Source organism: Streptomyces sp. NPDC001393 (assembly GCF_053597455.1).
In genome coordinates this window covers 1-14,751 of sequence record NZ_JBSFIH010000035.1, presented here as the reverse complement: position 1 = coordinate 14,751, position 14,751 = coordinate 1, and the positions used below count along the sequence as shown (strand labels likewise).

The following is a 14,751-nucleotide window of genomic DNA, read 5'->3' as shown; positions in this document are numbered from 1 at the left end:
CACGTCGACGGGGTTGGCCGATCTTGGCCGACCCCGTCACACACGCGCGTCCCGAGGGCTCCTCAGCCCGCCACCGGGTCGCCCTTCGTGTAGGTCAGGCGCTGCACCTGGCCCGGCTGGAAGTTGTCGTCGATCTTCTTGCCGTTGACGTACAGCTCGATCGCGCCGGCGTCGCCGAGGATCAGGTTGATCTTGGTGCTGTCCTGGAAGGTCTTGGACTCGCCCTTCGTCAGCAGCCCGTCGAAGAGCATCCGGCCGTTGTGGTCCTTGGCCGAGATCCAGCTGCGGCCGTTGGGCGCACTGACCTGGACGGTCACCTTGTCCTGGGGCGCGGCGGCGATGGCGCTGTCGGAGGGTGCGGCGCTCGGGGTGGCGGGCTTGTTCCTCGTCGGGCTGGGTGAGGCGGACTTGCTCGCGACGGACGTACTGGCACCTCCGGCGACCTGCGACTTGGCATCGTTTCCGGAGTTGCTGCCCTTGACCGCGGTGAAGCCGACGAAGCCGATCACCACGACGATCGCGGCGACCATGGCGGCGGTCCAGTTCGGTCCGCGCCGCTCGGGCCGGATCCGCTCGGCCTCGAACAGGGGTGCGGCCGGCGTGGGGGCGGGACGGCCGCCGTGCTCGGCGTCGTACTGGGCGACCAGGGGCGCGGGATCGAGGTGGACGGCCTTGGCCAGCGTGCGGATGTGCCCGCGGGCGTACACAGCACCGCCGCAGGGGGCGAAGTCGTCCGACTCGATGGCATGGATGATGCTGATACGGACACGAGTGGCGGTGCTGACGTCGTCCACGGTGAGCCCGGCCGCGATCCGCGCCTGCTGCAGGGCGCGGCCCACGGAGACACGGGCTTCCTGGGACTCGTCTTGGAACGGACGCTCGTCTTCAGGGGAGTTGCCGATGGACACGGGGGCGCCTTTCGAGCGTGTAGCCACCTGTGCTGGAAGCTCAGTCTAGGGGGGGTACGAAAGGGTGGGGCAACCGGGCGGTCGGACTTTGTACACCATAGGAATGGCCGGACATTCCTATGATTGGACAGGCAGGTACCCCATGGTGGGACGCCCAACTGTCCTTTCGCTCAACTGGACGTACGACAAAGGGAAACGGTTGCCCGTCGTTCTCTAACGGGTGGATCACGACGATGCCGCCACCCGGGTAACCCTCATCCGCCGGACGACCCTTCGCCCTTCGCCGCCTACTCTCCAGACTCCCCGCGAATCATGGCGAGCACGCCGTCCAGCTCGTCAGGCTTCACAAGAACGTCACGTGCCTTGGATCCCTCGCTCGGGCCCACGATGTTGCGGGACTCCATGAGGTCCATCAGCCGCCCGGCCTTGGCGAAGCCGACGCGCAGCTTGCGCTGGAGCATGGACGTCGACCCGAACTGGGTGGAGACGACCAGCTCGGCCGCCTGGCACAGCAGGTCGAGGTCGTCGCCGATGTCCTCGTCGATCTCCTTCTTCTGCTTGCTGCCGACCGTGACGTCGTCCCGGAAGACCGGCGCCATCTGGTCCTTGCAGTGCTGGACGACGGCCGCGACCTCGGCCTCGGTGACGAACGCGCCCTGCATACGGGTCGGCTTGTTCGCGCCCATGGGCAGGAACAGGCCGTCGCCCTTGCCGATCAGCTTCTCGGCGCCGGGCTGGTCGAGGATGACCCTGGAGTCGGCGAGCGAGGAGGTGGCGAAGGCCAGCCGGGAGGGCACGTTGGCCTTGATCAGACCGGTGACCACGTCGACCGACGGGCGCTGGGTGGCGAGCACCAGGTGGATGCCGGCCGCGCGCGCGAGCTGGGTGATGCGCACGATCGCGTCCTCGACGTCACGCGGGGCGACCATCATCAGGTCGGCCAGCTCGTCCACGATCACCAGCAGATACGGGTACGGCTGCAGCTCGCGCTCGCTGCCCTCGGGCGGCTTGACCTTGCCCTCGCGGACGGCACGGTTGAAGTCGTCGATGTGCCGGTAGCCGTACGCCGCGAGGTCGTCGTAGCGCAGGTCCATCTCGCGTACGACCCACTGCAGGGCCTCGGCGGCCCGCTTGGGATTGGTGATGATCGGCGTGATCAGGTGCGGGATGCCCTCGTAGGCGGTCAGCTCGACGCGCTTGGGGTCGACCAGGATCATCCGGACGTCCTCCGGGGTCGCCCGCATCATGACCGAGGTGATCAGGCAGTTGATGCAGGACGACTTGCCGGAACCGGTCGCGCCGGCGACCAGCATGTGCGGCATCTTCGCCAGCGAGTGCATCACGTACCCGCCCTCGACGTCCTTGCCGAAGGCGACCAGCATCGGGTCGTCGTCCTCGGCGGACTCGGCGAGGCGCAGGACGTCGCCGAGGTTGACCATCTCCCGGTCGGTGTTCGGGATCTCGATGCCGACCGCGGACTTGCCGGGGATCGGGCTGATGATCCGCACGTCCGGGCTGGCGACGGCGTACGCGATGTTCTTGGTCAGCGCGGTGATCCGCTCGACCTTCACGGCGGGGCCGAGCTCGACCTCGTAGCGCGTGACCGTCGGGCCGCGGGTGAAGCCGGTGACGGCGGCGTCGACCTTGAACTCGGTGAAGACCTGGGTGAGCGAGGCGACGACGGCGTCGTTGGCCTCGCTGCGCGCCTTGCCGGGGCCGCCGCGGGTGAGGAGGTCCAGCGACGGCAGCGAGTAGGTGATGTCCCCCGACAGCTGGAGCTGCTCGGCGCGCGGCGGCAGGTCGCGCGGCTCCTCGGGGGCCTTCTTGGTCAGGTCCGGGACGACCCCGGCCGTGAGCTTCTCCTGCTGGGGGCGCGCAGCCGGGACCGGTGAGGGCGCGGGTGCGGGGGTCGGTACGGGTGTCGTCTCCTCGCGGTCGCCGACGCTGACGCCCTGGGTGAGGTCGGCCACCAGCGGGGACGGCGGCATGCCGTGCAGCACCGCGCCGTCCAGCGCCGCGGCGGCGGCCGCCGCGACGTCCACGGCGTCCATCCGTCGCTGCTGCAGATCCGGCTGGGGCACCGCGGAGCGCCTGCGGCGGCCACGGCGCTGCGAGAGGGCCTCCTCCTCGGCACTGTCGGGGTCGTACGCCTGGGGGGCGGACTGGCGCTTACGGGGGCGCGCGGGCAGCGCCTCGCGCCACTGCTCGTCGTAGCGCGCGTCATCCTCGGAGAACTCCTCCGCCTCGTGGTCGTGCAGCACGCCCAGGCGCACGCCGAGCGCCCGCAGCCGCTGCGGGATGGCGTTGACCGGGGTGGCGGTCACCACGAGCAGCCCGAAGATCGTCAGCAGCACCAGCAGCGGTACGGCGAGCACGTCGGTCATGCTGTAGGTCAGCGGAGTGGCCGCCGCCCAGCCGATGAGGCCGCCCGCATCTCTTATGGCCTGCATGCCGTCGCTGCGCGCGGGCGAGCCGCACGCGATGTGGACCTGCCCGAGCACGCCGATGACGAGCGCGGACAGGCCGATCACGATCCGTCCGTTGGCCTCGGGCTTCTCCGGGTGCCGGATGAACCGTACGGCGATCACCGCGAGCAGTATCGGCACCAGCAGGTCCAGACGGCCGAAGGCGCCGGTGACGAGGATCTCCACGAGGCCGCCGACGGGACCCTTCAGGTTGGCCCAGGTGCCGGCGGCGACGATCAGCGCGATACCGAACAGCAGCAGCGCGATGCCGTCCTTGCGGTGGGCCGGATCGAGGTTCCTCGCGCCCTGCCCTATGCCGCGGAAGATGGCGCCGACGGCGTGCGCAAGACCCAGCCAGAGGGCGCGCACAAGCCGGTACACGCCCCCGGTGGGGCTGGGCGCCGGCTTCGGCGGCGCGGCCTTTCCGGCCGCGGCCTTCTTGGCGGGCGCCTTCTTGGCCGGGGCCTTCTTCGCTGCGGCCTTCTTCGCCGGAGCCTTCGAGGGAGCGGCCGCCTTCTTCGCGGGCTGCTTCTTGGCTGCGGAGGGACGTGAGGCCATGGGTGTGAGGTTACCGGGGGAGACGACAGCGGACACGTGTGCCCACAGCTTCACCCGTTCGTGTCGCCCATGACGGGGACCGGAACTGACGCACGCTCATGGGCAACCGCCACCTGGGCGTACGTCAGTTCTGCGCCGGCACCGACGAGCCGCCGGGGCCGGCGCCCGGCTCCAGGGCGTCGAGCGCGCGCCGCAACCCGGTGAGTTTGCGCTCCAGATGGGCCGCGGTGGCCACCGCGGCCGCGTCCGCCGAATCGTCGTCCAGCTGCTTGGACAGCGCCTCGGCCTGCTCCTCCACGGCCGCGAGCCGCGCGGACAGCTCGGCGAGCAGCCCGGCGGACTCCTTGCCGCCGACCCCGCCCTTGCCGCCGCCCTCCAACTGCAGCCGCAGCAGCGCCGCCTGCTCCCGCAGCTGGCAGTTCTTCATGTACAGCTCGACGAACACCGAGACCTTCGCGCGCAGCACCCACGGGTCGAAGGGCTTGGAGATGTAGTCGACCGCGCCCGCCGCATAGCCCCGGAAGGTGTGGTGCGGGCCGTGGTTGATCGCCGTGAGGAAGATGATCGGGATGTCCCGGGTCCGCTCGCGCCGCTTGATGTGCGCGGCGGTCTCGAAACCGTCCATGCCCGGCATCTGGACGTCCAGCAGAATGACCGCGAAATCGTCCGTGAGCAGTGCCTTGAGCGCTTCCTCCCCGGACGATGCCCGCACCAGCGTCTGATCGAGCGCCGAGAGGATCGCCTCCAGCGCCAGCAGATTCTCCGGCCGGTCATCGACCAGGAGGATCTTGGCCTTCTGCACCATGGCCCGCCCTCCTCGCCCCGGCGGTACACCGGGCGCCGCCCCAGGGGACGACTCCCTTTCGCCGCCCGTCCTTGTGCCGGTCATCGTAGCCGCACCCCGCCTGTCGCCACACCCTGTCACCGCGATGTCACTGTGCACGTACCGGAAACGCGGCGGGGGCCGGGATGGTTCCCGGAATCCTGCATTCCCATACGTACGCACGCCACCTTAGGCCGTTCGTCCGCCATCACCTCAAGGGGGCAACTCCCGACCCCCGCCAAGGGTTCCCCGGGTGTTCACAACCCGGTGGCCGGATCTCGTCACTTCCCACCCATCCACTGCTGCATCACGGCCAGCAGATGATCCGGGTCGACCGGCTTGGTCACGTAGTCCGAGGCTCCGGACTCGATGGCCTTCTCCCGGTCGCCCTTCATCGCCTTCGCGGTCAGCGCGATGATCGGCAGCCCGGCGAACTGCGGCATCCTGCGGATCGCCGTGGTCGTCGCGTACCCGTCCATCTCCGGCATCATGATGTCCATCAGCACGACCGCCACGTCGTCGTGCTGCTCCAGCACCTCGATGCCCTCGCGGCCGTTCTCGGCGTACAGCACCGACAGTCCGTGCTGCTCGAGGACGCTGGTCAGGGCGAACACGTTACGGATGTCGTCGTCGACGATCAGCACCTTCTCGCCGCCGAACCGCACCCCACGCGCGGACAGCGGCGCGCCCTCGTGGTCGGGCACCGCCGCCCAGTGCTCGGGCCGCTGCTCGCCCTGCGGCAGACCCCGGCGCCGGCGCCGGAAGAGCGCTGCCGGGCCGTTCTGCGTCTCCCGGTACGACTTCACCTCGGCCGGGGTCTCGATCTCCACGGCGGACAGCTCCGAGGACTGCTCCGTCCGGGAGGCGACCAGCTCGCCGGCTTCCAGCGGGGGCACGGACTGCTGGTAGCCATGGGGCGGCAGCTCGCTGGGGTGCAGCGGCAGGTACAGCGTGAACGTCGAGCCGCGGCCCGGTTCGCTCTGTGCGTGGATCTCACCGCCGAGCAGCTGCGCGATCTCCCGGGAGATCGACAGGCCGAGACCGGTGCCGCCGTACTTGCGGCTGGTCGTGCCGTCCGCCTGCTTGAACGCCTCGAAGATCACCCGCATCTTGCTGGCCGCGATGCCGATGCCGGTGTCCGTCACCGAGAACGCGATCAGCGGCGCGTCCGGATCGGTGAGCGAGCCGGCCTCCAGCAGCTGCTCCCGGATGCCCACCGGCACGTCGGCGCCGGCCGGCCTGATCACCAGCTCCACCGACCCGGAGTCGGTGAACTTCACCGCGTTCGACAGCAGGTTGCGCAGCACCTGCAGCAGCCGCTGCTCGTCGGTGTGCAGCGTCGCGGGCAGCTCCGGCGAGACCCGTACGGACAGGTCCAGGCCCTTCTCCGCGGTCAGCGGACGGAAGGTGGCCTCCACGTAGTCCACGAGCTGTACGAGCGCGATACGCGTCGGCGAGACGTCCATCTTGCCCGCCTCGACCTTCGACAGGTCGAGGATGTCGTTGATCAGCTGGAGCAGGTCGGAGCCGGCGCCGTGGATGGTCTCGGCGAACTCCACCTGCTTCGGCGAGAGGTTGCCCTCGGCGTTGTCGGCGAGCAACTTGGCCAGAATCAGCAGCGAGTTGAGCGGCGTACGCAGCTCGTGCGACATGTTGGCGAGGAACTCGCTCTTGTAGCGCATCGACACCGCGAGTTGCTCGGCACGCTCCTCCAAGACCTGCCGCGCCTCCTCGATCTCGGTGTTCTTCACCTCGATGTCGCGGTTCTGCCGGGCCAGCAGCTCGGCCTTCTCCTCCAGTTCGGCGTTGGAGGCCTGCAGCGCCTTCTGCCGGTTCTCCAACTCGGCCGAGCGCTCCCTCAGTTGCTCGGTCAGCTCCTGCGACTGCTTCAGCAGCTGCTCGGTCTTGGTGTTGACCGAGATGGTGTTGACGCTCGTCGCGATCATCTCGGCGATCTGGTTGAGGAAGTCCTTCTGGATCTGCGTGAACGGCGTGAAGGAGGCCAGCTCGATCACACCGAGCACCGTGCCCTCGAACAGCACCGGCAGCACGATCACCTGCGCCGGCGGGGCCTCACCGAGCCCGGAGGAGATCTTCAGATAGCCGCTGGGCGCGTTCTCCACCAGGATCGTGCGCTTCTCCTCCGCGGCCGTGCCGACCAGCGCCTCACCGGGCCGGAACGACGTCGGCATGGAACCCATCGAGTAGCCGTACGAGCCCAGCATCCGCAGCTCGTAGTTGTCCTCGCCGTCGGCGACGTCCTTGCCCTCCTCCATGAGCGGCATCGCCACGAAGAACGCGCCGTGCTGCGCGGACACCACCGGCGTCAGCTCGCTCATGATCAGCGAGGCCACGTCCTCCAGGTCCCGGCGGCCCTGCATGAGGCCGGAGATACGGGCCAGGTTGCCCTTGAGCCAGTCCTGCTCCTTGTTGGCGATCGTGGTGTCGCGCAGGTTGGCGATCATCTTGTTGATGTAGTCCTGCAGTTCCTGGATCTCGCCGGACGCGTCGACGTCGATCTTCAGGTTCAGGTCGCCGCGGGTCACCGCGGTCGCCACGCGCGCGATGGCACGCACCTGCCGGGTCAGGTTCCCGGCCATCTCGTTCACCGACTCGGTCAGGTCCCGCCAGGTGCCGTCGACGTCACGCACGCGTGCCTGGCCGCCGAGCTGTCCTTCGGTGCCCACCTCGCGGGCCACGCGCGTGACCTCCTCGGCGAAGCTGGACAGCTGGTCGACCATGGTGTTGATCGTCGTCTTCAGCTCAAGGATCTCGCCGCGCGCGTCAATGTCGATCTTCTTGGTCAGGTCACCCTTGGCGATGGCCGTGGTGACCATGGCGATGTTGCGCACCTGACCGGTCAGGTTGGACGCCATCTGGTTCACGGACTCGGTGAGGTCCTTCCAGGTGCCGGCCACACCCGGTACGTGGGCCTGCCCGCCCAGGATGCCGTCCGTGCCCACCTCTCGGGCCACCTTGGTGACCTGGTCCGCGAACGAACTCAGCGTCTTCACCATGATGTTGATGGTGTCGGCGAGCTGAGCGACCTCACCGCGCGCCTCGATCGTCACCTGACGGGTCAGGTCGCCGTTGGCGACGGCAGACGCGACCTGGGAGATGTTCCGCACCTGCATGGTCAGGTTGTTGGCCATCAGGTTGACGTTGTTGCTCAGGTCCTTCCAGATACCGGTGACGCCCGGCACGGTCGCCTGGCCGCCCAGGATGCCCTCGGTGCCCACCTCACGGGCCACCCGGGTCACCTGCTCGGCGAAGCTGGACAGTTGATCAACCATGGTGTTGACCGTCGTGACAAGCTCAAGGATCTCGCCCTTGGCGTCAACAGTGATCTTCTTCGACAGGTCACCCTTGGCGACCGCCGTCGTGACCTCGGCGATGTTGCGCACCTGGATCGTCAGGTTGTTCGCCATGAAGTTCACGGACTGCGTGAGGTCCTTCCAGGTGCCGGAGACACCCTGCACCTCGGCCTGACCGCCGAGGATGCCCTCCGTACCCACCTCACGGGCCACCCGCGTGACCTCCTGGGCGAACGACGACAGCTGGTCCACCATCGTGTTCAGCGTGTTCTTCAGCTCCAGGATCTCCCCGCGCGCGTCCACGGTGATCTTCTGGGAGAGGTCACCGCGTGCCACGGCCGTCGCGACCTGCGCGATGTTGCGGACCTGGGCCGTCAGGTTGCCGGCCATGCCGTTCACGGAGTCGGTCAGGTCGCGCCACACACCGGCCACCCCGGGCACCTGCGCCTGACCGCCGAGCCGGCCCTCCGTACCCACGTCCCGGGCCACCCGGGTCACCTGGTCGGCGAAGGCGGACAGCTGATCAACCATCGTGTTGATCGTGTTCTTCAGCTCAAGAATCTCACCGCGCGCGTCAACGTCGATCTTCTGCGACAGGTCACCGCGCGCCACGGCCGTCGTCACCTGGGCGATCTGCCGCACCTGGGACGTGAGGTTGCCGGCCATGAAGTTGACGGAGTCCGTCAACTCCTTCCAGGTGCCCGACACGCCGTCCACCCGGGCCTGACCGCCCAGCCGGCCCTCCGTACCCACGTCCCGGGCCATCCGCGTGACCTGGTCGGCGAAGCTCGACAGCTGGTCCACCATCGTGTTCACGGTGTTCTTCAGCTTGAGCATCTCGCCGGAGACGTCGACGGTGACCTTCTGCGAGAGGTCGCCGTTGGCCACCGCCGTGGTCACCTGGGCGATGTTGCGCACCTGTCCGGTGAGGTTGCGGAATGCAGTGTTGACGGAGTCGGTCAAGTCCTTCCATGCGCCGGCGGCACCGGGCACCTGTGCCTGGCCGCCCAGCTCACCCTCGACACCGATCTCCCGCGCGACCCGCGTCACCTCGGCACCGAACGCCGACAGCTGGTCCACCATCCCGTTGACGGTGTTCTTCAGCTCCAGCATCTCGCCGGCCACGTCGACCGTGACCTTCTGCGACAGGTCACCGTTGGCCACGGCGGTCGTCACCGTGGCGATGTCCCGCACCTGGGTGGTCAGGTTCCGGAAGACCGTGTTGACCGAGTCCGTCAGGTCCTTCCAGGTACCGGCGGCACCGGGCACGTTCGCCTGCCCGCCCAGCCGGCCCTCCGCACCGACCTCGTTCGCCACGCGCGTGACCTCGTCCGCGAAGATCCGCAGCGTCTCGGTCATCTGGTTGATCGTCTCGGCCAGCTGCGCGACCTCGCCACGCGCCGGAACCGTCACCTTCTGCGACAGATCACCGCTGGCGACCGCTGTCGTGACCTGCGAGATCCCGCGCACCTGCGCGGTCAGGTTGCCCGCCATCGTGTTGACGGAGTCGGTCAGCTCCTTCCACACACCGGCCACGCCCGGCACCTGCGCCTGACCGCCCAGGATGCCTTCGGTGCCGACCTCACGGGCGACGCGGGTCACCTCGACGGAGAAGGACGACAGCTGCTCCACCATCGTGTTGACGGTGTTCTTCAGCTCCAGCATCTCGCCGGCCACCTGGACGGTGACCTTGCGCGACAAGTCACCCCGCGCCACCGCCGTCGTCACCAGCGCGATGTCGCGCACCTGGGCGGTCAGCTGCCGCGCCATGGTGTTGACGGACTCGGTGAGGTCCTTCCAAGAACCGGACATACCGCGCACCCGGGCCTGACCACCGAGCTTGCCCTCGGTGCCGACCTCGCTGGCCACACGCGTGACCTCGTCCGTGAACGTCGACAGCTGGTCGACCAGGTTGTTGACGGTACGGCCGACCTTCAGGAACTCGCCCCGCAGCGGATGCCCGGTACCGCCGTCCAGAGCCTGCGTCCGCAGCTCCATGCGCAGCAACAGATCACCCTCGGCGACCCCCGTGAGCACCCGGCTGACCTCCGAGACCGGCCACACGAGATCGTCGACCAGCGCGTTGGAGGCGTCGATCGCTGACGCCCAGGAGCCCTCACAGGCCCCCTTCTCCAGCCGTTCCGTGAGCTTTCCCTCACGCCCCACCATGCGCCGCACCCGGGACAGCTCACCGGTGAGATGCAGGTTTCGGTCGGCCACCTCGTTGAAGACGGCCGCGATCTCCGACATCACACCGTCCCCGGAGACCGTGAGCCGCTTGCGGAAGTTCCCGTCACGCATCGACACGAGAGCCGCCAGCAGCCGGTTCAGGGCAGCCGTGTCCACGGTGGTGGTGTCGCCGCGCCTGCCCAGGGACGGTCCGCCTTTCGCGCGCGTCTTCGTGCCACGCGTCGCCGCGCCAGACTCCACTGTGTCCCTCCCGGAGGGGTAGACCGTTACTGCTGTGCTCGGCCGCTTCGGCCCGGAGTGCCGCTGATCGGCATACCGGTTACGTCCGCGTACCCGTTACTGCTGCGTATTTCTGCCAGACGAGATCCGGCCACACCAGAGGCTGCTGCCCGCCGTACACGGAACGCACGCAGGCCGACCCGACCTTCATCAGAAGCTTGCCCAGTGTTTCACCCCGCCCGAACCAGGCCATAACAGTTCGGCAGCTTCGCACATCGTCCGCACACCCTGGGGGGTAAACACCGGCGACCGGCATCCGCTCGGACGGCGAAGGTAAGTAACCTTGCATGCGGCTGTCCAGCCGCACCGGTCCGACCGGCTTGGGCGGTGGCACGAGAACGAGCGGGCATCGGAGGGGCGGCCGCAGACCATGACCACCGGAGTCATCCCCGGGGAACAGCCCCCGGAGCCACAGCCGACGGGCGAGCTGATGCCGCAGCAGCGGCGCGAGCCGGCCGGCCACGCAGCCCTGCACGTAGACAACCGGCCGAGGAGTTCTGTGATCACCGCGCGCGCGGCCGCCACCTTCGAGCCCGTGGGGCGGTCGGTCGCGACCGCCCGTTCCTTCGTCCGCGACACCCTCCAGGGCTGGGGCTTCGCCGACATCGTCGACGACGCCGTGGTCCTCACCAGCGAACTGGTGACCAACGCGGTCGTCCACGCGGGCACGCACGCGGACGTCCTGTGCCTGCGCACCGAGGACGGTGTGCGCATCGAGGTCTCCGACCGCTACCCCGAGCGCGAGGTCCCCCTCCAGAGCAGCCCGGCCACGATGGGCAGCCCCGACCGCGAGGGAGGCCGCGGCCTGCAGTTGTGCGCGGCCCTGGCCACCCGCTGGGGCGTCGACTACACGCCCACCCACAAGCACGTCTGGTTCCAGCTCAACCTGCCCGAACGTCCGGTCGGTACCCGCACGGCCGGCCCGTCCCTGCCCGCCGAACTGCTCCCGCTGGCCGACGGCCGAGTCCGCGTCGCCGTCCTCCAGATCGACCGAAAAGGGGCCATCACCTCCTGGAACGAGGACGCCGAAGAACTGTTCGGCTATCCGGCCGCCGAGGTCATCGGCAAGCCCCTCACCGAACTGGCGGCCTGGCCCCACACCCCCGGCACCAGCACCGGCGTGGCCGAGGCCCTGCAGCTCTCCCGCTGGGAGGGCAGCTACGGCATCCGGGGCGCCGACGGCCGGGTGGCCCCGGTCTACGCCTCCCACCTCAGGGTCCGCGACACCGGCGGCGAACCCTCCACGGTCTGTCTGCTGGTCCGCGACCACGAGCGCGCCGTGCTCCAGACCCCGCCGCGCGTCCCGGCCGGCGACCAGAGCACGTCCGCCGACGGCCAGAGCACCGACCCCTTCGAGGTCTTCATCGGCTCCCCCGCCCCGGACGACCTCGACGGCCTCCTGCAGCGCACGGTGGAGCGCGCCCGCGACATGCTCGACGGCGACTCCGCGTTCCTGCTGCTGGCCACCGACGACGAGACCGAGCTGGAGGTCCGCGCCTCCACCGGCCTGCCCTCCGCCCGCCAGCGCTTCGCGCGCGTGCCCGTCGAGGCCGGCCCCGGCCGCTACGGCTCCGCACGCATGCCGGCCGTCCACGACGACCTCACCTCCGTCCCCGGCGCCGTACCCCTGCTCGCCGGCACCGGCATGCGCTCGGTCGTCACGGTCCCGCTGAAGGTCGAGGGCCGCCTCACCGGCTCGCTCGGCGTCGCGGCCGAGGCCCCGGGCCGGTACTCGAACGAGGAGGCGCTGCGCCTGCAGTTCGCCGCCGACCGGATCGCCCTGGCCGTCGAGTCGGCCCGCCTGGGCGAGCTGGAGCGGCTGCGCCGCGGCTCCCTGAGCTTCCTGGTCGAGGCCTCCGACCTGCTGGCCGGCACCCTGGACCGCGACCAGACGCTGGCCCTGATGGCCCAGATGACGGTCCCCACGCTGGCCACCTGGTGCGCCGTCTATACGATCGCCGACCAGGCCTCCGAGCCGTATCTGTCGTACGTCCTGCACGAGGACGAGGAGCTCATCGACGGCATCAAGTCCCTGCTGTCGAAGGTCCCGCCGCCGGACCCGGTGCCGACCCCCGGCGCCCGCGTCTGGACCGCCCCGGGCGAGGTCGCCCACCGCGCGGCCCTGCGCAGCTCCATGCGCAGCCTCGGCCTCTCCGGCGGACCCACCCGCCAGGTCTCCTCGGGTATCGGCCCGACCCTCGCCACGGCCTCCGCGGTCGGCGGCGAGACGGTCGTCCTGCCGCTCGTGGCCCGCAACCGCGTCATCGGCATGCTGACCCTCGGCAAGCCCACCGACGAACACTTCCGCCAGGAAATCCTCGAGCTGGCCGAGGATCTCTCCCGCCGGGCCGCGCTCGCCCTGGACAACGCCCGCCTGTACTCGGAGCGCACGGCCATCAGCCAGTCCCTCCAGCGCAGCCTGCTCCCACCGGGCCTGCCGCAGATCGACGGCGTCGAGGTGGAGGTCATCTACCGCGCGGCCGGCGAGGGCAACGAGGTCGGCGGCGACTTCTACGACCTCTTCCCCATCGGCAACGGCGCCTACGGCTTCGCCATCGGCGACGTCTGCGGTACGGGCCCGAACGCGGCGGCGGTCACCGGTCTCGCCCGGCACGCGCTGCGCCTGCTGGCCCGCGAGGGCCTCTCGGGACCGGCGGTCCTGCAGCGCCTGAACTCCGCGATCCTCGACGAGGGCGACCGCAGCCGCTTCCTGACCCTCCTCTACGGCGAGATGCGCCCGCAGGAGGACGGCAGCGCCGAACTGAAGGTGGTCTGCGCAGGCCACCCGCTCCCGCTGCGCCTGCGCCAGGACGGCACGGTGACGCCGGCCGCCGAACCGCAGCCGCTGCTGGGCGTGATCGAGGACCTGGAACTGCACGAGGAGACCGTCACCCTCGACCCCGGTGACGTACTGCTCTGCGTCACGGACGGCGTCACGGAACGCCGTGAGGGCACGCGCATGCTGGGCGACGACGGCCTCGCCGACGTTCTCACCACCTGCACCGGCCTGACGGCGGGCGCGGTCGCCGCACGCATCATGCGGGCGGTGGAACGCTTCGCGTCCGACGCCCCGTCGGACGACATGGCGATCCTGGCGATGCGCGTCCCGGGAATCCACAAGGACGCATGAGGCGGCGTCAGACAGAAAGAAGGCCCCACCCGGAAGGGTGAGGCCTTTTTTGCTGGAGCCCCCAAACGGAATCGAACCGTTGACCTTCTCCTTACCATGGAGACGCTCTGCCGACTGAGCTATAGGGGCCTGTCGTTTTCGAGGTTTCCCTCGCGGCGACGAAGAAACTGTACCCCGAGCAGGCTCGAGTTCCCAAATTCGTTCGGAACCCGCTCAGTAGGCGGGCTGCAGCAGTCCACCAAGCGCATTGCACGCGGACACGATCCGCTGCATCTCCCGCTTGGTGAGCGCCGCGTCCACAGGCAGGGTCAGCGTCTCGTCGGCGGCCAGCTCGGTCTCCGGCAGGGACACGCACTGCCGGAACTCCGGCAGCCGGTGCACGGGCGTCTTGACCGGCACCCGGCACTCAACTCCCTTGGCCCGCAGGGCCATCGCGAAGGCGTCCCGGTCCGGCCGGCCGTTTCCCGGCACCCGCACCACGTACTGCTGGTAGGTGTGCCCGTCACCGCCGTCCGGCGTCCGTACGCCCTTGAGCCTGCCGTCGAGGTAGGCGGCACGCTCCCTGCGCTGCGCTATCTCGTCGTACGGAACCTCGGACTCGCCCTGCTCGAGAACCAGCACACCGTGCCGCTGTCCGAGCCCGTGCAACCGCCGCACGTCGGCCCACCGCCCGAAGCGGTGTACGACAACCACCGCCGCGGTACGCGGAGTTACGGCTGCCTCGACAGCGCCGGGGTCGAGGCAGTAGGTCACCGGGTCTATGTCGGCGAACACCGGGAGCGCACCGACCAGGGTCACCGCCTCGGCGACTTCGACGTTCCCGAAGGCAGGTACGACGACCTCGTCACCCACGCCGACGCCGGCGGCCCTGAGCATTGCAGCAGTTGCCATGTGCTGGATGCTGGGCGCGCAACGTGAACGACACGTTAAGAACAAAGTAAAAAGGCCGGACCCCGAACCGAAGTTCAGAATCCGACCTTTTTGAAAATTTGTTCGGCGGCGTCCTACTCTCCCACAGGGTCCCCCCTGCAGTACCATCGGCGCTGTGAGGCTTAGCTTCCGGGTTCGGAATGTAACCGGGCGT

Annotated in this window: 6 protein-coding genes, 1 tRNA gene and 1 rRNA gene; 1 reads left to right on the top strand and 7 read right to left on the bottom strand. The window is 69.3% G+C overall.

Going from position 1 to position 14,751, the window contains the following annotated elements; genetic code table 11:
- Nucleotides 1-62 precede the first annotated feature (62 nt).
- The 4 genes from ACWC2T_RS30325 to ACWC2T_RS30310 all read right to left on the bottom strand — a co-directional run bounded on the left by ACWC2T_RS30325 (nt 63) and on the right by ACWC2T_RS30310 (nt 10,498).
- The gene (locus ACWC2T_RS30325; protein WP_450673533.1) at nt 63-908 is read right to left on the bottom strand and encodes a helix-turn-helix domain-containing protein; all 846 of its coding nucleotides are present in this window, start codon (nt 906-908) and stop codon (nt 63-65) included.
- Between the two features lie 287 nt (nt 909-1,195).
- Nucleotides 1,196-3,931, bottom strand: a complete 2,736-nt coding sequence (locus ACWC2T_RS30320; protein ID WP_450673532.1) for a DNA translocase FtsK — start codon at nt 3,929-3,931, stop codon at nt 1,196-1,198.
- 124 nt (nt 3,932-4,055) lie between these two features.
- Nucleotides 4,056-4,736 (bottom strand): response regulator, encoded by a 681-nt coding sequence (locus ACWC2T_RS30315; RefSeq protein ID WP_351209058.1) that lies wholly within the window; start codon nt 4,734-4,736, stop codon nt 4,056-4,058.
- Nucleotides 4,737-5,035: 299 nt separating this feature from the next.
- On the bottom strand, nt 5,036-10,498 hold the full coding sequence (locus ACWC2T_RS30310) for a HAMP domain-containing protein (RefSeq protein ID WP_450673531.1): 5,463 nt from the start codon (nt 10,496-10,498) through the stop codon (nt 5,036-5,038).
- A 409-nt stretch (nt 10,499-10,907) separates the two neighbouring features.
- Between ACWC2T_RS30310 and ACWC2T_RS30305 the strand changes: the two genes are divergently transcribed.
- The gene (locus ACWC2T_RS30305; RefSeq protein ID WP_450673530.1) at nt 10,908-13,667 is read left to right on the top strand and encodes a SpoIIE family protein phosphatase; all 2,760 of its coding nucleotides are present in this window, start codon (nt 10,908-10,910) and stop codon (nt 13,665-13,667) included.
- A gap of 53 nt (nt 13,668-13,720) precedes the next feature.
- On the opposite strand, the gene ACWC2T_RS30300 is transcribed toward ACWC2T_RS30305, so the two are convergent.
- From ACWC2T_RS30300 to rrf, 3 genes are all read right to left on the bottom strand, one after another.
- A tRNA-Thr gene (locus ACWC2T_RS30300) sits at nt 13,721-13,796 on the bottom strand.
- A gap of 84 nt (nt 13,797-13,880) precedes the next feature.
- Nucleotides 13,881-14,543, bottom strand: a complete 663-nt coding sequence (locus tag ACWC2T_RS30295) for a DegT/DnrJ/EryC1/StrS family aminotransferase (RefSeq protein WP_450673589.1) — start codon at nt 14,541-14,543, stop codon at nt 13,881-13,883.
- A 115-nt stretch (nt 14,544-14,658) separates the two neighbouring features.
- Nucleotides 14,659-14,751 (bottom strand): 5S ribosomal RNA (gene rrf, locus ACWC2T_RS30290); the annotation flags it as partial.